This window comes from Photobacterium sagamiensis (genome assembly GCF_050337085.1).
Lineage (GTDB): Bacteria > Pseudomonadota > Gammaproteobacteria > Enterobacterales > Vibrionaceae > Photobacterium > Photobacterium sagamiensis.
Window position 1 is genome coordinate 23,689 of record NZ_JAKJSP010000043.1, and the last position, 22,132, is coordinate 45,820.

The 22,132-nt window shown below is 43.2% G+C and carries 18 protein-coding genes and 3 pseudogenes; 10 read left to right on the forward strand and 11 right to left on the reverse strand.

The features are described 5' to 3' along the window. Positions 1-182: 182 nt before the first annotated feature. Positions 183-659: a YgiW/YdeI family stress tolerance OB fold protein gene (locus L4D76_RS19730; protein WP_428442596.1), complete on the reverse strand. Its 477-nt coding sequence runs from the start codon at positions 657-659 to the stop codon at positions 183-185. A gap of 793 nt (positions 660-1,452) precedes the next feature. On the opposite strand from L4D76_RS19730, the gene L4D76_RS19735 reads away from it, so the two are divergent. The 6 genes from L4D76_RS19735 to L4D76_RS19760 all read left to right on the forward strand — a co-directional run bounded on the left by L4D76_RS19735 (position 1,453) and on the right by L4D76_RS19760 (position 5,864). After that, entirely contained in the window at positions 1,453-1,731 is a 279-nt protein-coding gene (locus L4D76_RS19735) for a transposase (protein WP_428442597.1), read from the forward strand. Between the two features lie 15 nt (positions 1,732-1,746). Then, a complete protein-coding gene (locus tag L4D76_RS19740; RefSeq protein WP_428442598.1) occupies positions 1,747-2,433 on the forward strand; it encodes an IS5 family transposase in 687 nt (228 codons plus the stop codon). A 204-nt stretch (positions 2,434-2,637) separates the two neighbouring features. Then, positions 2,638-2,919: a hypothetical protein gene (locus L4D76_RS19745; RefSeq protein WP_428442599.1), complete on the forward strand. Its 282-nt coding sequence runs from the start codon at positions 2,638-2,640 to the stop codon at positions 2,917-2,919. 138 nt (positions 2,920-3,057) lie between these two features. Then, the gene (locus L4D76_RS19750) at positions 3,058-4,236 is read left to right on the forward strand and encodes a XylR family transcriptional regulator (protein ID WP_428442600.1); all 1,179 of its coding nucleotides are present in this window, start codon (positions 3,058-3,060) and stop codon (positions 4,234-4,236) included. Beyond that, positions 4,223-5,215 carry an aldose epimerase family protein gene (locus L4D76_RS19755; protein ID WP_428442601.1) on the forward strand — a complete coding sequence of 331 codons (993 nt, stop codon included), beginning with the start codon at positions 4,223-4,225 and terminating at the stop codon, positions 5,213-5,215. The genes L4D76_RS19750 and L4D76_RS19755 overlap by 14 nt, the downstream gene beginning before the upstream one ends. A 79-nt stretch (positions 5,216-5,294) precedes the next feature. After that, on the forward strand, positions 5,295-5,864 hold the full coding sequence (locus L4D76_RS19760; protein ID WP_428442602.1) for a PadR family transcriptional regulator: 570 nt from the start codon (positions 5,295-5,297) through the stop codon (positions 5,862-5,864). Positions 5,865-5,918: 54 nt separating this feature from the next. Here the strand turns inward: L4D76_RS19760 and L4D76_RS19765 are convergent. Beyond that, positions 5,919-6,134: pseudogene (locus L4D76_RS19765) on the reverse strand (transposase domain-containing protein); the annotation flags it as partial. A gap of 113 nt (positions 6,135-6,247) precedes the next feature. Further along, positions 6,248-7,843 carry a sulfatase gene (locus L4D76_RS19770; protein WP_428442603.1) on the reverse strand — a complete coding sequence of 532 codons (1,596 nt, stop codon included), beginning with the start codon at positions 7,841-7,843 and terminating at the stop codon, positions 6,248-6,250. Positions 7,844-8,119: 276 nt separating this feature from the next. Here L4D76_RS19770 and L4D76_RS19775 point away from each other — a divergent pair, with 276 nt between their 5' ends. Then, positions 8,120-9,295, forward strand: coding sequence for an anaerobic sulfatase maturase (locus L4D76_RS19775; protein ID WP_428442604.1), 1,176 nt, complete (start codon positions 8,120-8,122; stop codon positions 9,293-9,295). Between the two features lie 36 nt (positions 9,296-9,331). Here the strand turns inward: L4D76_RS19775 and L4D76_RS19780 are convergent, their stop codons facing one another. The 5 genes and pseudogenes from L4D76_RS19780 to L4D76_RS19800 form a co-directional block, all read right to left on the reverse strand. Continuing rightward, positions 9,332-10,873, reverse strand: a complete 1,542-nt coding sequence (locus L4D76_RS19780) for a sulfatase-like hydrolase/transferase (RefSeq protein ID WP_428442605.1) — start codon at positions 10,871-10,873, stop codon at positions 9,332-9,334. A 59-nt stretch (positions 10,874-10,932) separates the two neighbouring features. Then, a pseudogene (locus tag L4D76_RS19785) lies at positions 10,933-12,121 on the reverse strand (cellulase-like family protein). A 177-nt stretch (positions 12,122-12,298) separates the two neighbouring features. Then, positions 12,299-14,401, reverse strand: coding sequence for a glycoside hydrolase family 2 protein (locus L4D76_RS19790; RefSeq protein ID WP_428442606.1), 2,103 nt, complete (start codon positions 14,399-14,401; stop codon positions 12,299-12,301). 48 nt (positions 14,402-14,449) lie between these two features. Continuing rightward, complete coding sequence (locus L4D76_RS19795) at positions 14,450-16,813, reverse strand: GH36-type glycosyl hydrolase domain-containing protein (RefSeq protein WP_428442607.1); 2,364 nt, start codon at positions 16,811-16,813, stop codon at positions 14,450-14,452. A 54-nt stretch (positions 16,814-16,867) separates the two neighbouring features. Continuing rightward, a complete protein-coding gene (locus L4D76_RS19800) occupies positions 16,868-17,404 on the reverse strand; it encodes a YtfJ family protein (protein WP_428442608.1) in 537 nt (178 codons plus the stop codon). A gap of 173 nt (positions 17,405-17,577) precedes the next feature. Between L4D76_RS19800 and L4D76_RS19805 the strand changes: the two genes are divergently transcribed. From L4D76_RS19805 to L4D76_RS19815, 3 genes are all read left to right on the forward strand, one after another. Continuing rightward, the gene (locus L4D76_RS19805; RefSeq protein WP_428442609.1) at positions 17,578-17,712 is read left to right on the forward strand and encodes a hypothetical protein; all 135 of its coding nucleotides are present in this window, start codon (positions 17,578-17,580) and stop codon (positions 17,710-17,712) included. Positions 17,713-17,769: 57 nt separating this feature from the next. Then, the gene (locus tag L4D76_RS19810; protein ID WP_428442610.1) at positions 17,770-17,988 is read left to right on the forward strand and encodes a hypothetical protein; all 219 of its coding nucleotides are present in this window, start codon (positions 17,770-17,772) and stop codon (positions 17,986-17,988) included. Positions 17,989-18,346: 358 nt separating this feature from the next. After that, entirely contained in the window at positions 18,347-18,865 is a 519-nt protein-coding gene (locus L4D76_RS19815; RefSeq protein WP_428442611.1) for a hypothetical protein, read from the forward strand. 40 nt (positions 18,866-18,905) lie between these two features. On the opposite strand, the pseudogene L4D76_RS19820 reads toward L4D76_RS19815, so the two are convergent. The 3 genes and pseudogenes from L4D76_RS19820 to L4D76_RS19830 all read right to left on the reverse strand — a co-directional run bounded on the left by L4D76_RS19820 (position 18,906) and on the right by L4D76_RS19830 (position 22,068). Continuing rightward, a pseudogene (locus L4D76_RS19820) lies at positions 18,906-20,216 on the reverse strand (IS4 family transposase). A gap of 127 nt (positions 20,217-20,343) precedes the next feature. Further along, positions 20,344-20,808, reverse strand: coding sequence for a YtfJ family protein (locus L4D76_RS19825; protein ID WP_428442612.1), 465 nt, complete (start codon positions 20,806-20,808; stop codon positions 20,344-20,346). Between the two features lie 66 nt (positions 20,809-20,874). After that, a complete protein-coding gene (locus L4D76_RS19830) occupies positions 20,875-22,068 on the reverse strand; it encodes a cellulase-like family protein (protein ID WP_428442613.1) in 1,194 nt (397 codons plus the stop codon). Positions 22,069-22,132: the final 64 nt, after the last annotated feature.

The window sequence follows — 22,132 nt, forward strand, 5'->3', positions numbered from 1 at the left end:
CAACAAGCTCTAATTAGTGTTTTGCGCACATTATAGTAGTCTTGTGGGATTGAATCGACCAGCCTTCTCTATAAACAAGTTGAGCATTCACGCTCTCGTCCTGGGTAGTTGCTAGAAATGACGAAAAGAGCATCTTTGGCTCTTTTCGTCATTTGAGCAAGGCAGTAGGTGACAGTATGTAATTACAACACAGTAAGCTTCTTCACCTTAAAGTAGGATGTCGAGAACATTTCAGAATCATATTCACCGCTAATTCTCACTTTGTCTTTGTCTGAGAAATTTGCTGCAGTATTAGACTTGATCTTGATGGTCATTTCGTCATTGCCATCGGTGAAGATAAACTGTGAGTCGTTCACTTGCTTGACGATATTTCCTTCCAGAGTGAACTTTTGATCTTTAAACCAGCTATCTTGGGCAAGTAGTTCTTTAATAGTCACCGTTTCAACTGGGCCTGCGTATTGGATAGAAGACTTAACCACAGTTTTATCGTCTTCTCGATCATGGTTACCATTGTGGTCACCGTCAAACGCCAATGCACTACCAGTACTACCAATAACAAGTGCTGACGCTAGTGCAGTTGCGGCAATCGAATTTTTCTTATTGATGTTTACATTATTTAATTGTTGTTTCGCTTTTAATACTAGATCTTGGATGTTCATAGTGTGTCCCTCTTAATCTCTTTAATCGCTTTAGTATTTATATTACGAATGGCGTCTGAACCATGAGTGAGGTATCTATTCATATTCGGTTAACTTGTATTTGACGGTGGTATACTTCGAGTTGGTAAGAACGGCTAACTTGATGTGGGATTGAGTTAATTAGCATTTGGTTTTCTACAAGAAGCTGCTCCAGTAGTGGGTAACATTCAAGATTGAGTTGACGTAACTAACTATAGCGCTGTACGTGTTATGTGCACGCTCTCTCTTTGTCAATTCCCGACTTTTTTCCGAGCGACAGGATGAAGTTGAATGTGGGCTGACCAAAGGTCTGTCACTGATAGACCTTTTGCTATCTCACATTCCGTAAATGCGATTAGAAAATGTATCGAAAACCAGCATTAACAGCCTATGAATGAGTGTTCACTCTAACGCGGAATGGGGCATTTCTTTGTTACTGAGCACACACGATTGCGAAGGTCATACCCTTTATCACGGGCAGACTTTATTGTCTTTATATAATAGAAAATAGAACGTTTATCAGTCCGTTGTAATACCTAGTAGAATTGTCAATTTTTGAAATCTCCTTATTTGTATAAGCTATTGATTTTAAGGCATTGTACCCGTACAACACTTTGTGATCTTTTGCGGGGTTGTGCGGACACTCCGGGGCGAGTTTAAAGCATACCCCTGAATCTTGTGGCTTTGTTGAAGCGCTCAGATAATACTCAATGATTCCATTAACACTGAGTTCAGTTATCATAACCAGCCTTTCATTCCGGTAGCTATTTAACACATGCCTTACAAACATAATGACAGAAAGCGCCATCATTTTAAGGAGCATACCTACGCAATAAATAACTATCGCGAGTACAACCAGGCGCTCAGGCAACGCGGAAGGTTTGACATTTGGATCTCTGACGAGATCATCAATCATTGGCAGCACGACGAGCGCGTTTATGACGGTACCGGCTCTTCCGTTAAGTATCCTGATAGTACCATCGAAGCCTGCCATTACATCCGGTTGGTGTATAAACTTCCCCTGCGTCAAGCCCAGGGATTGATTGAAAACTGACTGATGAAGCTAGGCATGGCCAGCCTTCAATGCCCCGATTATACGCTGTTGTTAAAGCGGCTGAAGCAGCTCAACCTCACGGCTCCACGCTTTAGAAAGAATGAAAAAACAGACGACAAAATTACAGCGATAGCCATTGATTTAACGGGGCTCAAGCGGTTTGGTATGGATGAGTGGCACCAGGGAAAACACAGGGTCAATGCAAAACGCAGCTGGCGAAAGGCGCATTTCGCTGTTGATGAGGCTCACTTTATTCAAAGCGGAGTCCTCACTGATAAAAACACCATGGATGATCAGGTTGTCGGGGCGTTATGTCAGTCCATCATTACGGATGTCGAGCACGTAAGTGCCGACAAAATGTATGACACCAATGCGGTGTACCAGACATTAGAAGATCATTTTCCGAATGCTGAGATTGTTATTCCGCCGAAAGACAATACGTTTGCCGATGAGGTTCATCACCCCAAGAGGATGAGCAACCTGATAGGTTGCTTCGCCCTTGGCATCATCGGTTGGCAGAGTGTGCGGCAATATGGAAAAAGGAATATCTCAGAAACGGCCATGCAACGTTACAAAAAGATCATCGGCAATACGTTACACAGCAGAAAGATTGAAAATCAGTCAAAGGAAATGTTACTCGGTTGTTCTCTTTTAAATCGCTTTACTCACCTCGGGATGCCCAATAGCTACCGGGTCGCCTAACCGTATCAAAAGACCACGTAGCTTTAGTGTTGCAACAAAGCCCCGTGCTACTGAACAATTTGCATTCCCCCGTAACACTCTCAAGAAACGAGAGTAGTACCACACAAAACACATCACCCACCCTTCATGTGAAATTTCGTAATTGTTACCAATTCCTATTAAGAGGATAGTGTCCTTAATAGCTTCTATCACTAAGGACAGATTGTGTTTATCTCTATAGACGAAGGAAAGTTTGGAATTGAAGCCACTATCACTGATGAGTTCGGAGAAGTGGTTGGGTCAACATCTGTCTTGGCGGAAGAGAATTTCTTTGATGCCGCATTTAGAGCGATTGGCCATCTTAAAGACGTTGTCGACCTCTCTAACGTAAAGGCAATTGGCGTCAATACACATGGAGACCGCGCAAACACTCATGTCACAGATGTGCTCGACTCAGATATTGCCCGACAATTAGAGATACCATGTGTACCTATTGTCGCTATTTAATAAGTGATACGCATCACACATATAAGAAAAAGCAACTAATTATTTAGACCCGCATCTAAGTTTTTGCTGTATGTCGCAGCAAATAAAGTCTCTCCAATTAAAATAGCGGATGTCGTCCTTAATAAAGCAAGTGAACGCATGCAAAATAAAGCCTACAGAGTCGCACTACTATTCAATGCAAACAAGGTCTTTGACAGAGACATCATCAGCGGTATTGGTGAATACATACACGCCTCAAATACTCGTTGGGATGTCTATGTTGAAGACGACTTTGTTGTTGCAAAAGATGTCATAGCAAACTGGTCAGGAGATGGCATCATTGCCGATTTTGACGATTTAGATCTTGCGAAGATTCTTAGCAGAAAAGATATGCCTATTGTAGGCATAGGAGGCTCATATAGAGACGAGTCTAAGTACCCAGATGTTCCGTATGTGGCAACCGACAACGTTTCCGTAGTTAAAAATGCATTTAATCACTTGCGAGATAAAGGTATTAGCCAGTTCGCATTCTATGGCCTTCCTGACATAGAGAATAAGCGATGGGCTTTAGAGCGAGAGTCTATCTTCAAAGACATCATGAGAGAGTCAGGTCACAATCACTGGGTTTATCGAGGCATTCATACGAGCTCAAAGACTTGGGAATATGGCATGCATCGATTGACTAGCTGGGTAAAAGATCTTCCCAAAGGGACAGGCATAATTGCTGTAACCGATGCAAGAGCACGGCACTTACTTCAGGTCTGTGAAAATGCCGGGATAATTGTACCTGATGACTTGGCTATTATCGGTGCAGACAATGAACGAGTAGCAAGACATCTAACAAGAATATCGCTCAGTTCGGTCGATCACTCCTGCAGGAAGATGGGTCATGAAGCAGGCAAGATGATGCACAGAATTCTTGAAGGCAAAAAGCTAAAGAGCAATCGAGTTATTGTGCCTTCAGAACGAATCTTTGAACGACAAAGTTCAGCATATCAGGCTATTCAAGACCCTTATATTATTAAAGCACTTCACTTTATACGAACCCATATAAAAAATGGGATCAAAGTTTATCACGTACTCGATGAGCTACGGCTATCGCGTTCTAATCTAGAAAGCCGGTTCAAACAAGAGCTTGGCTACACTATCCACCAAGAAATACATGAGACTCGCTTGAAGCTAGCCTGTTCAATTCTTACGAACACAGAGCTACCAATTAGTGACATCTTCAGCATGTGTGGGTATCCATCGCTTCAGTATATGTATTCGGTTTTTTCTAAATCATTAGGAATGACTCCGAAGGACTATCGCAAAAAGGCAATCAATGAAACTGTATAGACTTGAAAATAATGGCGTCAAAGTTGATATCTCACCAATTGGCGCATCAATCATAAATTTCTTCGTAAGGGACAAGGATAATGTCGAAAGGAATATCGTTCTTGGATATGACACGGAAGATAGATACAAGAACAACAGCACCTATTTTGGCGCTGTTGTTGGTCCTATTGCTAACCGCGTGGATTTGGGTGAGTTTACCTTACGTGGGACTATACACAAACTTACACAGAATGATGGGACAAACCACCTCCATGGTGGAGATGCCAACCTTAATAGCCGTAATTGGTCGATTCTAGATTACACGGAAAAAACCATTCTATTGCGAGCTCGCACTGAGAAAGGCGAAGGCGGTTATCCTTCAGGTACGCAAACTACTGTCATGTATCACTTAGATGACAAAGGAAGCTTGAAAATAAGCTATGTATCAACCCCTGACACTGTTTGCCCGCTTAATATAACTCAGCATACGTATTTCAATTTGGACGGGGCTGGTGACGTTCTAGATCACGAGATGTGGATCGATTCTGATATGTTCTTGCCGGTTGACGAGAGTCTAATTCCAAATGGCGTCACGTACGTTGAAGACAGTCCATTTGATTTCAGAGCCCCTAGAAAGATTAGCGAAGCACTTAGCTCGCATGTAGACCATCGCCAGCTGTTGGTTGCTAATGGCGGATATGATCACTGTTACGTTCTTAATCACCGTGATCTAACCATTGAGTCAATGCGCGTTAGAAGCGAAAAGACCGGCATAACACTTTCGGTTAAAACTGATTTGCCAGGGGTGCAGTTCTATAGCGGCAACTTCCTAGATAACGAGCAAGGTCGCGGAGATGAAGTTTACAACAAGCATGCAGGGCTTTGTTTGGAGACGCAATTTTTCCCTAATCTAATCAACTCAGAACACAAAGAGCAATGCATCTTTACTCTAACCCATTCATTTATATCAACTACCATTTACTCAGTTAGCATCGACTAGAAATAGAAAAGCCCCTCTCATGAGCTAACGCCAGTTTGATTGTATTTTTTACTTTGCAGTATTTTATCGGATATAAAAGATGTCACTTCCACATGTAATTTTAACAGCGTTGAGCAATCGCGACGCAACCGGTTACGATATCACCAAAGAGTTTTCACACCGCGTTGGAAATTTCTGGAAATCGAGCCACCAACAGGTGTATCAAGTACTGAATAAAATGGCCGGCAGTGGCCTGGTAACGTGTCAGCTTGAACCTCAGGAAGGTAAACCGGATCGTAAAGTCTACTCGATTACCGATCTGGGATGTCAGGCACTGTTTGAATGGTTCCAGGAACCCGCTCGCAATCCAACGATCCGCGATGAGCTCTCGGCCAAGCTACTGGTTTGCGGTGTTCATAATTCAGAGCCAATGCAACAACAGCTTGAGGCACTCATTGAAGAGTCTCACTCGCTGATGAACAACTTTAAGGAACTGGAAAATATCCACTTTGCTAACTATAGAGAGATGGATCGCCAGCATCGTCTTGACCGCCTGACCCTACGTCGCGGCGTACATAACCGCCAGGCGTGGATTAACTGGGCAGAAGAAGTTCTGGCAGAGCTGAAAGATCTGGATAGCGAAACAAGCAACATTGCGATCACCAAATAACGCTCTGTCTGAAGCAACATAAGGCTTACCATCAGGCAGGAGAATATCTAGTTAATTAAGTAGCTGACGCATAGGGAATTTTCTAAAGAGAGCCATGCCGATTACCGCCCAAACCATGGACTCCATCGGTAATTTTCGTCTACGAATAGTTGCGACTCCAGCTTGATTCAAGCCTTGTTCGATAAGAGCAGGATCGAGAACATCAGCAAGACTTTGAAAGTCAGTTCGGCTGTTAAGAGAAACGGAGGCAAGAGCGTCTGAAAGTTGCATAAAAAAATCCGGAATCAGTAACTGATCCCGGATTATGTCAGCCTCATAGGATCGTTCAACTGATCCTTAACTGATCGGCATTACTCAATGGAGGGGCTTTTTAGTGTTGATAACTACTTCGCACCAACCGGCTTAGGCTGCGCATCTAATATTCTTTCTAACTCTTTCACTACTTCTGGATTCTCTTTTGCGATGTTCTTCGTTTCTAGAGGATCGTTTTGGTAATCGTAAAGCTCGTACTTGTACTTAGTACCTTTCTTCTTGTTAATAGCCCACTTAACCATACGATATTGCTCAGTACGAATAGCGTAGCCAACATACTTACCGCCTAGTTGTGGCCATACGTGATAAGCATAGTTACTAAGGCGCTTTTCTGAGTCCTCTAGAACAGGGACTAGATCTTCGCCGTCAAGAGACTGCTCTGCTTTTGACTGTGTAATACCAGCTAAAGAAGTTAGCGTTGGATAGATGTCTACAGTTTCAGCCAATTGCGTAGTTGAAGTGTTTGGCTTGATCTTACCAGGCATCTTGAAGATTAGAGGGATTTTAACAGCCTCTTCGTAGTTCGAGTGCTTAGTCCAAGAACCGTGATCACCTAAATGGAAACCGTGATCACCCCAAAGAACAACAATTGTGTTCTCAGCAAGACCAGTTTCTTCTAGCTTCTTAAGAACCTTACCTACTTGAGCATCCATGTAGCTAATGCTTGCATAGTAACCGTGAACAAGATTACGAGCTACGCTCTCGTCTGCGACCAGCCCCTTTTTCTCTACAGCACCGGTTTGAGTAAATGCGAACACTTCCCCACCACGTTTAACAGCAAAGCGAGGTGCACCTTCTGGCGCATTAGTGTTTTCAGCCATTGGTAGTTTATCTGCATCGTACATATCCCAATATTTCTTAGGAGCAGAGAACGGCATATGTGGACGAGCAAAACCAACGGCCATAAAGAATGGCTTATCGCCTTTCTGAGTAGACAGTTTCTCTAGACGGTTGTTTGCGTATTCAGCAGTACGACCATCAGCATAGCCTTTGTCGTCTACGTCAGCAGCTTCCCACGCAGAGCCTTTTGGAAGTTTTGAGAAGTCTCTTAGGAGCTCAATATCTTTAAGCCAGTTATCAGACTCAGTACCGGCATATTTAGGATCGATGAGTCTTCCACCGAAGTTTGTAAATAGCGCCTCTTCTTGCGTTAATCCAACATTCACATTTTCAGGACTTACGTAGTCAATAACTTTGTCGTGATAACCCTTTTCTGTCCACGATGCTTTGTCATCGACGTTGCCGTGACCTACGTGGAAAACCTTACCGATAGATTCAGTAGTATAGCCAGCGTTCATGAACTGCTGAGGGAGAGTTACTGCATTTGGATATAGCTTGCGGAAGTCTGTGCCGAAGTTATAAACACCAGTTGAAGTAGAGCGAGAGCCCAACATCAAGTTAACGCGAGAAGGCATACAAACAGCTTGGTTGGCATAGGCCATGTCAAAGCGTATACCTTGAGCTGCTAGTCTGTCGATGTTTGGGGAGATAGCGGTCTCATCACCGTAAGCGCCAAGATTAGGTTTTAAGTCATCTACAAGAATCATTAATACGTTTGGTTGAGCAGAAGGCTCTGGAGCTTTAGCGCTTGCCTCCGCTGCTGTTGTGGTAACTAGTGACGCAGCTAGCAGACTTGTCAACTGTATCGCTTTTTTTGCATTAGACATGTAGTCAATACCTTGTGGATTAATAAGGGACGCAGTATCTTATATTTGCTACTGTTAAATTTAGACAAGCAGCAAATTTACTAAATCCACTATGCCAAAAACGACATTTCATAATGAAAAACACAAAGAATATGCCATTTCACGTAATAGCAAAACCGGTAAGCTATCGGTCAATACCTTGTGGATCAATAAGGGACGCAGTACCCTATATTTGCTACTGTTAAATTTAGATAAGCAGCAAATTTACTAAATCCACTACGCCAAAAACGACATTTAATGATGAAAAATACAAAGAATATGCCATTTCACGTAATGGCAAAACCAGTAAGCTATCGATGCAACCTCAAATGTGACTACTGCTTCTATCTGGAAAAAGAAGAATACTACGCCGAAGAGCAGCCAAGAATGCCTAACAAGGACTTAGAGCTATATGTTCGCGACTACATCAAGTCTTGTCCTAGCGATATTGTTGACTTTGCCTGGCAAGGTGGAGAGCCCACACTAGCCGGTCTTGATTTCTTCGAGAAAGCTGTCGAGCTTCAGAAGAGATATTCTGGTGGCAAGGACATCACGAATAGCTTTCAGACTAATGGCATTGCTATCAATCGAAAATGGGCAGAGTTCTTCGCTAAGAACGACTTCTTGATTGGTATTTCAGTAGATGGGGAGCCTGAAATACACGATAGGTATCGCATCTCAATAAATGGCCGACCAACATTCCAGAAGGTTCATGATGCCATCTTGCTGTTAAAAGAGTACCAGGTGGAATTCAATACGCTGACGGTTATTAACGACAAGAACTGGAATAGGGGCAGTGAGACTTATGAGCTACTAAAGGCAATTGGGTCTGACAACATGCAGTTTATCCCTATCGTTGAGCTAGAGGCTCACAGCTGCAATTCATCTAGCAAATTTTCCCCGTCAAGAAACGCTGAAACTACCCCCTACTCTCTACCATCGAATGGCTATGGGCAGTTTGTAATGGATGTCTTTGAAGAGTGGAAGCAAAAGGATATTGGCAAGGTTTACGTTCAAACGTTCGAGATGCTACTGGCTCAAAAGTTAGGTATGGAATCAGGCCTATGCGTATTTAATGAAGAGTGCGGCAGGAACGTGATTGTAGAGGCCAATGGGGATGTCTATTCGTGCGATCACTTTGTTTATCCGGCTTACAACATAGGGAATATCAAGAATACTTCCCTACCTAAGATCATCAACAGTAAAGCTCAGAGAAAATTTGGCAGAGCAAAGAAAGACTTGCTAACCGATAAGTGCAAAGAATGTGGATTTTTATCTATTTGCAATGGTGGATGCCCTAAGCATCGAGTTCTAACTCTTGATGGTCAGAATCATAAGCATAATTATCTGTGTGAGTCATATAGACAGATATTCTCAGAGACGAGTGACTTCTTCGCCACTGCTGCTAATAGCATTCATAAAATGTGTTCATAAAAAAGCCCTCAACTGGAGGGCTTTCTTTTGTACATATTATAGATCAAATTGAGCTACTGGATTTACTTCAATCGAGTCTAGGTAAGCTTTTGCTTTAGCTCGCATCTCTGCGTACTTCTCCGGCTCTTTCTTGGCTAGATTCTTTCTTTCAGCAACGTCTTTCGCGACATTGAACATTTTAGGCTTCTTAACTTTTACTTTGCCTATTAGACCAATGCCTCCAAATACCAACTTATAATCACCTTCACGGAAACCAACTAACCGACCGCGCATAAAGATTGGGATCATATTACGAGGCGATTCTTCGCCATTTAGAATGTTGTCCGATTGATCTAAACCGTCCGTAACAACGTCAGGCATTTTAGCGCCAGTCATTGTTGCAAGAGTCGGCATAATGTCAACCGCAGAGAACATTGAGTTGTTCATGCCTGGTTTAATTTGACCGCTCCACTTGATTACACCTGGTACTCGGCTACCACCTTCATATGGAGAAGATTTGCCTTCTTTAAATGGTTTGGCAGAGCCAGCAGCTCCTCGGTCTGAATATGATAACCAAGGACCATTGTCAGAGGTAAAAATAACGATTGTGTTGTCATCTAGTCCGTTTAGCTCAAGAGCTCGGGTAATACGACCAATTGAGTAGTCCATCTCCGTCATAACGTCACCATAAGCTGTATCGGTAACACCGGTGAACTCAGGAGAGGTGAATAGAGGGACGTGAGTCTCAGGGAAAGCTACGTATGCGAAGAATGGCTTGTCTGCATTGCTGTTGATGTACTCAACTACGCGAGAAGTCATTTGACGAGCGAATGTATTCTGGTTCATTGTACCGACGACATTGTCAGAAATAGAACCGTCTTCATTAACCCAAGAGTGAACCAGAGGGCTAGCAAAGTGCTTGTTGTCAGACCGGCCATCAGAGTCACGGGCTTGAACCTGATCGCGACGCATAAACAGTTCCATAGTCTTCTCAGATGTTAGACCATATTCGTTGGCAACTCTCTGAACATTAGGAATTGAGAACTCAGGATTGGTATTGTAGTTGTCATTAGACATCGGAATGCCAAACCACTCTTGGAAGCCATGACGGGTTGCTGCATGCTCTATATTGTCTTTACCAGTACCAAGATGCCATTTACCTACAGCAAAAGTCTTGTAGCCAGATTCGACGAGCATTTCTGGGATCGTAACCTCTTCTGTTGGCATACCACCTTTGCCGTTTTCGTCCATAAACACAGGATTTATGTCACCATACATGCCGGTACGAAGACCCACGCGAGAAGTCAGCATTGCAGCGCGAGCAGGAGAACTAACTGGGGCTGTCATATAGAAGTCAGTGAAGTTCTGACCTTGCGCGGCCAATTTATCAATATTTGGCGTTGAGTATTTACCGTCATTAGCGCTAATGTCAGCATAGCCAGCGTCATCTAGCATGATTAGAACAACGTTAGGTTGATCTGTTGGGGTACGATTAGCACCCTCTTGAACTGGTAGAGCCGAAGCGCTTGTGCCTGCCAATGAAGCAGAAGATGCCAATGCCGCAGTAATTGCACAAGAAGCAATAGTTCGTTTTAACATTTTGTCATTCCTTGTTAAAAAGCCCCTCAGTTGAGGGGCTTCTTTTTACTGCTAGATAATTAATCTAACTTACCAGTTTTGATCATGTCAGTTAGGCGCTTGTGCCATTCGACATCACGCCATAGACCTTCGAAATGAGGTTCAGAGAAGTTACTAGTACAGATGCCAACCCAACCTTTAGCGATTGCATGACGAACACCAAACTCACAAACGTCTTTAAACCAATCCCACTCGCCTAGACAGCCGTTATGAGAGAAATCTTCGTAGATAACTGTTGCCCAAGCCTCAGTAGTTACTAGCGGAAGACCTGTCTTCTTAGAAACAGCAGCCCACTTGTCAGTACGCTCATCAAGAATATTATTGAAGAACTCTGGTTCCGCTTTGTGCTTAGCTTCTGCTTTGTACCACATCTTAGCAATGTTCGCTGGGAACTCTATATCGCCCAAAGCATCGAAGTAGCCGATTTCTACAGAAGCAGATAGATCATCAGAGCACCAGATATGTGGCTCAAATACACCGAATTCAGAGAAGTCACAACGCAGGTAGTTATCCTCGCCCATAATCTGAGAAGACCATGTGTAACGGAATTCTGGGTATGCCTCTTTGATCTTCTTAGTGCCGCCAACAAGGAATTCATTCATGCGCTCAATAGCGTCATCTTCCCAGTCATCTTCGATAACTTCGAACATTTCAGGGCCACTCTGAGGGTTTTCGCCAGTGATGTATTCGAAGATGTGCGGATACCAGTTTTGCAGAGGGAATTCGCCACCGATATCAACGTAGATAATACCGTCTAGTAGATCGTTTGCTTTTAGGATGTCTAGAGTAGAAATCCAAGAATCAACAAAGTCTTGTGGCGTACGTAGTGCGTCACGGTGACCTTTAGTTGTTTCCATTACTAGGAAAGTAGATACCGCGATCTTTACACTTCTTCATGAACTCGATTAGATCGGCTTGTACGTCAACTGTTACTTCTTTACGGTGATGACCCCACATGAACGAGTCTTCAACCGCTTTGAACGTAACTACGTTCTCATCGCCATCTTTGTGATTTTTTAGAATATGAGGGAACACGTCAAGGCGAATCGCTTCATAGCCGCGCTCTACTACTTCATCTAAAACTTTATCCCAGTCAGCATATTCATCTTGCGCACCAGAACGCTGAACTAGCCAAGAGTATTCCATCATTGTGATCGCGAAACGCTTTCCGCTATTTAAGAACTCATTGCCAGGCATAGGATATGACATTTTTGTATTCCTTTATTGTTTAACGTTATTTCCTATACTATCTGCCCGTTTTACAGCCAAATCATTTACGTTATTTCACAATCAATATCGATTTTTTGTTAAACCAGATCTATGTATCAAAAAACTAAATTGCATAAAAAAGCCCCTCAATCGAGGGGCTTAGTTTTGTTAGCTACTTTACTTGTTCATTGTTCTTTCAAACGCACTGTATAGCTTATGGTTAATCTCATTCACTTCCTCTACAGGAAGTTTAATCACATTACGGTTATAGGTAATAAGACCGTTAATTTCGCTCTCAACGTCAGTGATTTGAGTGTACACAGTGCCAGATAGACCGGCTTCGATACATGGAATCATTTGACGGTGCATCACGTCAGTAAACGCAGAGCGGAATTGTCCTTGAGTCTCGTTCTTTCCGTAGCCGAAAGTTTTCTCAGAGAACTTCTCGCTTTCAATAGCCCAAGTTTGACCACCGTATTCACCAATAACACAAACACGATAGTTAGTAGGATCTACAACAGGCTTTAGATCTTGCATGTAAACGTGAATATCGAAGACATCACCAACACCCTGATCACAGTTGCCAGATACGTTGTTTACCGAACGAGTTGGATCTATTGTCTTGATAAAGTCTGTAGCCTTAGCTGCATCAAATTGACCCCAGTATTCGTTGAATGGAATCCAACAAACGATAGACGGGAATACTCGAAGATGCTCAACGAGCTCTTTCAGTTCTTGGAAGAAAATATTCTGTGAGCTTTCAGTACGCCCCCAGCCTTTATAATCATTGTCACGAACGTCGATGTGCTTAACGCCTAACGGAGCTGCATGCTGTAGATAGTCTAACCAAAGATCTCTTGGTGGAGCTGAGAAGCCAGAAGCACTGATCATATCTTGCCATACCATGATACCTAGACGGTCTGCGTGGTAGTACCAACGAGCTGGCTCAACTTTGATGTGCTTACGCGTCATATTAAAGCCCATTGCTTTAATCTGTTCTAGATCCCAAGCAAGTGCTTCGTCAGATGCCGGTGAATAGTTACCGTCGGGCCAGTAACCTTGATCTAATGGGCCATGATGAAAAATAGGCTCATCATTCAAAGTAAACACAACGTTACCATTCACTTTCTTTTTGCCAACTTCACGAATAGCAAAGTAAGCATCGGCTTTGTCAATTACCTTATCGCCATCTAATAGCTCAACAGTGATGTCGTATAGATGAGGATTATTAGGACTCCAAAGAATAACGTCATCAGGGGCAATAACGATAGGCTGATTAGCTGGTGCAGTTACAGATTTAGATTCACCTTTGATAGTTACTTTAGCATTGATGCCATAAGTAGGCTTATTAGTAATAATATCAAGGATAGCAACACCAGCTTTAATGTTAGCTGTAGCAACCATTTGCTCGACACTAATAGCGGCTACCGGCTCAAGCCAAACTGTTTGCCAAATACCAGAACAAGGTGTGTAGCTGATCATGCTTGGACTTAGACATTGCTTGCCAAGTTGACGAGCATCGCGCTTCTTCTCGCCTGAATCCGTTGGGTCGTAAACAACAACAACGATTTCGTTTTCGCCATTGCGATCAACTGAATCAGTGATGTCAGCCGAGAACGGCGTATAACCGCCAACGTGTTCAACTTGGAATTGACCGTTAACGTAAACTTTAGCTTCCCAATCGACAGCGCCGAAGTTAAGAACGATACGCTCATCAGATTTCCAATCAGTCGGTACAGTGAAGGTGCGTTTGTACCACATTTTCTCGCCACCATAGATAGGGCGACCAATGCCAGATAGCGCTGCTTCTACAGGGTAAGGAACAAGGATTTGACCAGGGAAATCGTCGTTAGCATCCAACTCTTTCTTGATAACGTTGAACTGCCATAGACCATTTAGGTTCATCCAGCGATCACGTACTAGCTGTGGACGTGGATACTCAGGAAGAACATTTTCAGGGCTTACTTCATCAGTCCATCGAGTCTTGTGATTGTCTTCGATAGTAACTTTCCAGCCATTTTCTGATTGATTTGCAAACCATTCAGCCCAATCTTCTGATGTCTTGTCGCTGTGTTTAACTTCCTCAAGCTTACGACACCCAAGAACAAACGTAATGAACTGGCCTACTGAACGTGGCTTAAAGCGAACCATTAGTGACCAGAACAGTACAATGCCGACTATAAACGCTACAAAACCGACTAGAAACATCCAGCTAGTAAAGTAAACACCAGTACCTAAAAAGGCTGCTAAGATAGCAGCCCCTATGATTTTTGCTTTCATGACTTCTCCAAAAAAGCCCCTCAATTGAGGGGCTTATTACTACTTAGATTAAAATTCTACTTTGCCTGTGCCAGTAAACTTACCGTGTGGCGATGTTACTGTGATTTCTTGGTCAGTAATAATCCAGCCAGAACCATCTTTGTTTAGCTTCCAGTGCGGTGCTTCAAACTCGATACCGGTGCCAACAACAAGATCGCAGTTCTCATCGACTTGAACCCCACCGATATGTAGCAGACCTAGAATTGGGTTAGTGTGAGCGTGAGTGTTGCACACAGGGAATGCTTGCATAGACATGTAAGTTGCAACCTGAATGATTGCTTCATCTACGTTTGCATCTGGATCTACTGTGCTAGTATCCCAACCTTCCCAAGACTCACCCTTATTAAGCTCAGACTCAGGAGCATTCCAAGCATCAGGGCCAGAAAGAACACCGTTAAAGCGGTCTGGATAAGCAGTTGTCTTATTGTGCAAGCTCATCATTTCAAGGTTACGAATAGCCCAATCTTTACGACCGAACTTAGCAGCACCAGAAATCAATTTTTCGTTGATTGTGTACCAAACACCACCTTGAGATGCGCGACCCTTACCAGTGTGAGGGTACATAGTACGAGCACCTAGTGGGCTATCTTTGGCGTTAAAGTCATCAACGTATTTTAGAACGCTATCAACAAGACCTGCATCTTCTGCCGCGCCACACAAAATAGCGAATGCCTGAACTTCGATCCAACAAATATCATCGCCAACTGGTGTGCCGTCTGGACAGATAGCTCGCCAGAAATAAGTTCCGTTATGAGCCTTAGCAGTTAGAGCTCGCAAATCAGCTGCCTGTTCGCGAGCTTCTTTAGCTACCTCTGACTCACCAAGTTTTTCCATTAAGCCAGCAAACATAGGAAGAACGTATGCGCCAAGAGCTGAGTTAAATATAGAACTGCCACCTTCGATCATGTCTTCTTTGTTATAGTCACCAGCAAAATCTAGTACGTCATCTGCCCAATCAGCATTAAGAATACGTGGGTAGTTAAGAGCTCCGCGACCAACAACGTCTACGAAGAAACGGAATTGACGAATTAGGTTTTCTTTTAGAGTTACAGACTCTTGTTCATGCATTGGGTGATAGTATTGCTGCTCACCGAATGCTTTCAAGTCGCCCGTCATTGCAGCGTAATCACATGCAGCCCAGATAGACCATAGGTTTTGGTCTGATGGACGGAACGCAAACAAGCTAGCTTCTTTGTCAGAGCTTAGAGTAAATGGCATATCACCATCTTCTGAACCCCAACCTAGCGTATTGCGTAGACATTCAAGAGAAAGCTTAGGCTCCATGTATGCCATCGCAGAAGCGTACTGTAGTGGATCACGAGGTGCGGCATTACAGCCAATATCGAAACCGTAAGCAGAGCCCTGGTTAATTGTGAAGTCACCGATAACGTCGTCTTTAAATACCATGCCGTAGATAGCAGCAGCATTCCATACTAGCTCAGCAGATGTATACGGTAAGTCATCACAGCCGCCCGTAGGTAGGCGGGTGATAGTTGCTTCTAGTGTTTCTTCGTAGAAACTTTCAGGCGCTTCGATGTTTGTATCGTCGTAACGACCAAAACGGAAGTAGAATTCTTTAACTTGACCGGCTTCAATAGTTACTTCGCCAGTAAAGGTAAGCGTTGGGTGCTGTTCGCCGTTCGTTGCAGCCTCAAAATCATCATTGTATGACTCGATCATCATCTTAGCCGGTGTGCCAGTTTCACCACCGAAATCGTCATCTTCAAATACTTCTTGAGCGATGATTTGATTACCTAGAGTCACATCGTAATGAACTTCTTCTGATAGCTCTTCACGCTCTTCTGGAATAACAAGAAGCGCTGCATATAGAGGCTTTAGACGCCACTCTTCTGAAAGCTTAAATGTGCGAACTGCCTGACCTTCATCAAGACTCACGCGAACACGGATGAACGCCCAAGGATAGTCGCCTTCTGGCATGATCATGTCACGCTCAACATTAAGACCATTAAAGCTTGGGTAAACGCCGAAAGAAGTAGGACCGAAGTGACGCTCAGGTGTCATTCCTTCTGGGAATTTATTAACGTGAGTGCCCCACGTAGTGCCGTCAGCTTCTTCGATGACAGTTATACCAGTACCACCTTCCTGCAGATCAGCTTGAGTAAGCCAGCGAGAACACTCTAGCTCATCCCACATACCAGATGTGCCGAAGTTATCTACTAGGAAAGATACCGCTTTGTTACCGATGTAATGGAAGTTACGACGAGTATTAGGGTGCGGAAGTGGCGACCACTCACACTCTGGGGTAGTTAGTGGGTTAACTTTGTAGTTAAACATTGGTAGACCATCTTTCATGATCCACTCACCGAATACGCTATTACCTTTAAACTCTTTTGAACTTGGAGATAGTTGCATTTTGTTCGCCCCAAAAAAAAGACCAGAAAATCCCAGTCTTTATTGTTTTAATAATCACTTAGTTAGCTTCAACACTTCTGACTTCTCAGCATCACCAACTACACCTTCGTGTGCGTAAGCAACCTTACCGTTCTTAACAACAGCGATTAGAGAGTTTTCTGGCTTAAGATCCCACTCGTAAAATAGTTCGCCATCTTCATCAATAACCGCTTCTACAGAAGGATTTTCAATCTTGCCATCTTTAACAGCGCCTTCAATAAACATGCCAGCGCCAAATGGTGCGTCATCGCTATTGATGATTTTGAAAAGCTTAACACTCTTATTTATCTCAAGAGATTCGATAAGATCTGCCGGAGTCATCTCGCTTGCTGCTGGGCGAGCTGCTGATGCGATGATTACTACTGTGCCAGTAGAAGGAATCTGATCTGCACTCCACTCAGCGAAATTAACTTCTCCACCTGATAATGACGCGATGCCGCCTTCTGATACGGTAGCGCTAGGCAAAGCTTTGCCAACTTCTACGTTATGCGCAGATGCAATTGAAGGTAAGAACGCTAGAGCTACTGCCAATGAAATGATTTTTGTTTTCACAATGATTTCCTAAGTGTGTTTGTTATTGGTTGATGTATAGATTGATGCATCTACACAATCAAAAAATAGACATGGCGCAACTTTGCAAAATAGAAGATGCTGATTGTTAAATATCGTAAATGAAAGGAGCGTGATTTAATCAGACACTTAGCTGGAACTTTGACGAGACGCTTATGAAACTTAAACGACTTTGGATAATTGGCGGCATTGTCTACCTAGCATTTGCTGCTGATGCCGCATGTAACTATCGAGCAAATCAAGCAATGGACGGCAATAGTGACATTTTGCAATGCAGCTTTGAGAATTGACTATAAATAAAGGATACAATCCTTTATAGAGCAGAGAGCAATACAGGGAGAAGAACAATGCCAATTATCGCAACGAAAACAATTATCGGTCTTACTGCCGCAGCTACAGCGTTAGGGTCAATGGTTGGTGGCGGTATCGCTGGTGATGTTGACCAGACCTACACTATGGCAATGGACTATGCCGATACCAAGATTGAACAGGTCACTAAGGTACTAGCGTATGAAGAACTCGGTAAAATTGATGCTATCAAGTATGGGGGGAATACACATCCGTGATTGATTTAATACAAATTGAATAAAAGGCGCTTACGATAAGCGCCTTTTTTGTTGGTTAAGTTTAGAAACGAGACAATTGACACACAAACCAAATAGCAGATGTTGGTTGTTAAATATCGTAATTGTTGAAGCCAAGTCAAAGGAGCAGCATTAAATAACCGCTGAGTATGTTCACTATGCATTTGGCGGCGGTGTGCGTTACATGCTGAACCCTAAAGATAAGTTAAGCATGCGTCTTGACGTAACCTACAGTGACCAAGAAGAAGACGAAGTTCTAGTGTTCTTCAACGTATCAGAACTATTCTAATCTTTATATATGGGGCTTTTAGCCCCATATTAATTCAATAGAGAAGAAAAAATGGACTACTCAAAAGATTACGATTTCCTCGTAATGAAGGGCGCTAAATTTCAGGTAATGATTAACGCCGCAATTAACGGACTTGTTCCTGCATTAACTATGTCAGGGATGATTGGTATCTTTACGGCTGGCGGAATGGTTCAAGATTTCTTGATCATGAACGTATTCTTGATCTTCTTCGTGTTTATCTTTAGCCGCCTAGAGGTTATAAAATGGCGTCAGAAGAACAATGCTGAGCCTGTAGCGTTTGACCCTGTTAAGCATAAAGGCTTAGAAAAAGCTATGCATCGTCATCCTATGGCAGAATTCTTTGTCATCTTCGTCAAATACAATCTGCTTATGGCAGCCCCAGCTATTGCGGTTTGCCTCTTCATCTTTGGAGACGCTGGCATTCCTGTTCACCAGTTTGTATTCATCAAAGCTACTTACTCAGTGTTCCTCGCAAATGCTGTAGCAATGCATGGTGGCAAACTTGGTTCAATTCACATTGAATCTGAAGCGAAAACTGCTAAAGCGTAATCTGAAAACAATAAAAAAGCGTCCTATTGGATAACTCCATTCAGTTAGCGTGTTTTGATTGAATGGGGTAACGCGTTTTAGAGATACGAACGGTCCTACTTTTGGGCCGTTTTTTCTTTTCTGGCAAGATATATCGTTTTACTCGCTCTCGCATTGCACGCAGCTTTTTGGGTATAGAGCCTGGGGAAGCAATAGCACACCACAGCAACTCATCTTGAATATCACGCATTGCCATAACAAAGCTTATCCTTAGTGGTAATACGTTGGCTTCTTTCGCTATTCGGCATATTTCTAGTCTTATAAGATTGTAAGCTAACAGAATGCCCATATCTCTTGATTGACCCCATCGATAGATTGGCTGCGCAGCAATGTACTATCTTCCAATAGCTGATGCTTTATTTCCCCATAGCTTGTTTCTATTTCCCACCGTTCAAAGTAGACATCACGGATCTTTTTAGCTTTGTACTGGAGCTTGTCGATAAGTGAACATAAGACACCTCTGATATGATTTGGTTGCTCTACCTCTGGGTACATGACCAACCTAGCTTGCCATGTCTCTGGGAGGGATGGGTCTTGTTTGCGAGCATGCGCAGAGACAGACATTTGTTCCTGATTTTTCGACAATACGATATTGAGTGTTGCTCTTTATCGGCACCATCCAGTGGCTTTGCGAATGTTGTCGCTGCCAATTAATAATTAGCTCTGCACTCAGATAGCAACGGTCAAAAATGGTTAATGAAGCATCTGGTACTGCGCCAGTGAGTTTCTTTGCATAACCAATTTCACCCGTTGAGCTCGGGTCAAATGCGACATCATAGACTAAGCGACTTCGTAATGAACTTAGCGCACATAATCTGACAACAAGGTATTCAGTATGTCTTGTCTTACTGTGTTTTACATAGCCAAAGTGGTCGGCTAAATCAGGTTTGTCATGACAACGAAGCTGTGTTCCGTCGATAGAAAACAGACGTAATCCATGCCAGGTGTCGTCTTTGTCCTCAGATTCGGCCCAATGTTTAGATGTAAGGGTAAATAGTTCTGCGATGGGCTCTGCCGTTAATCGCTGTCTTGCTTGAGGGATAGCACTGGGTGCAATCGAATCGCCAAGGGAATCGGAGAGATGAAGGTCAAGTTTGGTCACAACGTCAGATATAGAGCGATTACGAAATAAACCCATCCCGACAATCAACCAAACGACAAGCTCCGCAGGTAATTTACGCTTCCTCAAGCTCGCTTTCTGAGTCTTCTCCAAAACTTGCTTAATCCACTCAATTGGGAGTTCATTTTGAAATAAAGATAGCGATTCTGGAGACGCGTGGATATCAGTGTCGATAAGCCAATGAGCAAGCATAATAATCCCCTATTTCCTTGGGAGAAGAGGGGATTTTGAACCAACCACTGGATCATTCAACTGATCACGAAATTCTTAACTAATCAGTGTTATCCTATTGGATGTTTTTTTACCTAAAGAACTGAGGCTATAGAGCAGCTAGAACAGCGTCAATCTCAGCAGCGCCACAGTGACCTTCGTGAACGAATACAGCCTCACCGTCAGCGTTTAGAACCGCCACAAGAGCGCTTAGATCAGCGATTGCTAGTGCTTCTTTAGCTGTTGCGTTCTTATCAAGAACTAAAGTGTTTGCAGGGTTAGCTTTGTAAGCTTTCTTGAATTCACTCTTGATGAACATACCAGCGCCCATAGGGGCTTCTTTGGTGTTCACGATTTTAACTACTCGCGCTTCTGGCTTTTCAGCGTCAAGCTTAGCTAGCAGGTCTGCTACTTTATCGCCAGATTCAGGATGTCCAGCCATTACGATAAGAACTTTTGGCTCGCCAACTACTTCGCTTGAGCTCCAAGGAACGTATTTGTTCTTTTCAGAGATTTGACCTTCTTTAGCCACTTCGATTGATGGTAATTTTGCGCCTATGACTAGGTTAGTCATTTTGTATTCCTTTAAAAAAGTTGCCCTAGCTAATGCTGGGGCAATAAGTTATTAAATTAAGATAGATTACTTGCCGTTACGGATCATGTCGTTCATGCGCTTGTGCCATTCAACATCGCGCCACATGCCTTCGAAATGAGGTTCTGCGAAGTTACTAGTACAGATGCCTTTCCAACCGTTGTCGATTGCTAATTCAATACCGGTTTCAAGAACTTTCTTAAACCATTCCCACTCACCTAAGTGGCCGTTGTGAGATAGATCTTCGTACACAACTGTCGTCCATGCCTCAGTAGTCACTAGCGCCATACCGTGCTTTTCTGCTGCGTCTTTCCACTTCTCGATTCGCTCTTCAAGAATTTCAGAAAAAACAGACGGGTCTTCTTTTACTAGCTCTTCACATTTTTTGCGCATATTAGCTACGCCAATTGGGAAGTCTTCCATTGCGTCGAAGTGACCAATTTGCACTGAAACGCTCATGTCGTCAGAAGCCCAAATATGAGGTTCAAACATATCTAGCTCAGAGAAGTCACCACGTAGGAAGTTATCTTCGCCAAATGCTTGGTTTGAGAATGCGTACTTGAATTGTGGGTATTTCTTCTTAAGAATTTGAGGTGTACGAACTAGGTATTCGTTCATACGCTCGATACAATCTTCTTCCCACTCATCTTCTAGATTTTCGAAAGATTCAGGTCCCATAGGAACAGAAGCAGGTTCGCCAGTAATATGCTCGTAAGCAGTTGGACACCAGTGCTTAAGTGGGAACTCATTACAGAAATCTACCCAAACAATACCATCTAGAAGATCGTTTTCTGCAAGCAGGTCTAGAACATCAGTCCATGCCGCAGCGTAATCTTCAGGGGTAGTAAGCAAGCCACGACGATCACATGTCGTATTGTTGTACCAAGAAGAAAGACCAACATAGATTCCGCGATCTTTAGCTTTTTGCATGAACTCAACAAGACCGTCAGCAACATTAACTGTTACTTCGTGGTGGTTGCCCCACATAAATGCAGATGGGATTGGCAGGAAAGTAACTTCAGTAGGGCGATTGCCTTCTGCGTCTTTCTTAATTACGTGAGGGAATGCATCGATACGAATACAGTCATAGCCACGCTCAACAACTTCATCAAGAACCTTATCCCAATCTGCATATTCTGCTTGAGCGCCAGTACGTTGAACCATCCAAGAATATTCAAACATTGTTACTGAGAATCGCTTACCGCTATCAAAAAGTTCAGCACCAGTAATTGGGTATGTCATTTTTATTTACCTTATACGTTTAATTACATTATTGGTTATATTGAAGACCCCCAAGATCTTCTGT

What these genes read in the sequence shown, in the direction of transcription:
- L4D76_RS19740 (WP_428442598.1), top strand. Translation starts at nt 1,747, where the DNA reads ATGGCCAGCCTTCAATGCCCCGATTATACGCTGTTGTTAAAGCGGCTG.
- L4D76_RS19795 (WP_428442607.1), bottom strand. Translation starts at nt 16,813, where the DNA reads ATGCAACTATCTCCAAGTTCAAAAGAGTTTAAAGGTAATAGCGTATTC.
- L4D76_RS19760 (WP_428442602.1), top strand. Translation starts at nt 5,295, where the DNA reads ATGTCACTTCCACATGTAATTTTAACAGCGTTGAGCAATCGCGACGCA.
- L4D76_RS19755 (WP_428442601.1), top strand. Translation starts at nt 4,223, where the DNA reads ATGAAACTGTATAGACTTGAAAATAATGGCGTCAAAGTTGATATCTCA.
- L4D76_RS19815 (WP_428442611.1), top strand. Translation starts at nt 18,347, where the DNA reads ATGGACTACTCAAAAGATTACGATTTCCTCGTAATGAAGGGCGCTAAA.
- L4D76_RS19810 (WP_428442610.1), top strand. Translation starts at nt 17,770, where the DNA reads ATGCCAATTATCGCAACGAAAACAATTATCGGTCTTACTGCCGCAGCT.
- L4D76_RS19730 (WP_428442596.1), bottom strand. Translation starts at nt 659, where the DNA reads ATGAACATCCAAGATCTAGTATTAAAAGCGAAACAACAATTAAATAAT.
- L4D76_RS19825 (WP_428442612.1), bottom strand. Translation starts at nt 20,808, where the DNA reads ATGACTAACCTAGTCATAGGCGCAAAATTACCATCAATCGAAGTGGCT.
- L4D76_RS19735 (WP_428442597.1), top strand. Translation starts at nt 1,453, where the DNA reads ATGCCTTACAAACATAATGACAGAAAGCGCCATCATTTTAAGGAGCAT.
- L4D76_RS19805 (WP_428442609.1), top strand. Translation starts at nt 17,578, where the DNA reads ATGAAACTTAAACGACTTTGGATAATTGGCGGCATTGTCTACCTAGCA.
- L4D76_RS19780 (WP_428442605.1), bottom strand. Translation starts at nt 10,873, where the DNA reads ATGTTAAAACGAACTATTGCTTCTTGTGCAATTACTGCGGCATTGGCA.
- L4D76_RS19790 (WP_428442606.1), bottom strand. Translation starts at nt 14,401, where the DNA reads ATGAAAGCAAAAATCATAGGGGCTGCTATCTTAGCAGCCTTTTTAGGT.
- L4D76_RS19770 (WP_428442603.1), bottom strand. Translation starts at nt 7,843, where the DNA reads ATGTCTAATGCAAAAAAAGCGATACAGTTGACAAGTCTGCTAGCTGCG.
- L4D76_RS19750 (WP_428442600.1), top strand. Translation starts at nt 3,058, where the DNA reads ATGCAAAATAAAGCCTACAGAGTCGCACTACTATTCAATGCAAACAAG.
- L4D76_RS19830 (WP_428442613.1), bottom strand. Translation starts at nt 22,068, where the DNA reads ATGACATACCCAATTACTGGTGCTGAACTTTTTGATAGCGGTAAGCGA.
- L4D76_RS19775 (WP_428442604.1), top strand. Translation starts at nt 8,120, where the DNA reads ATGATGAAAAATACAAAGAATATGCCATTTCACGTAATGGCAAAACCA.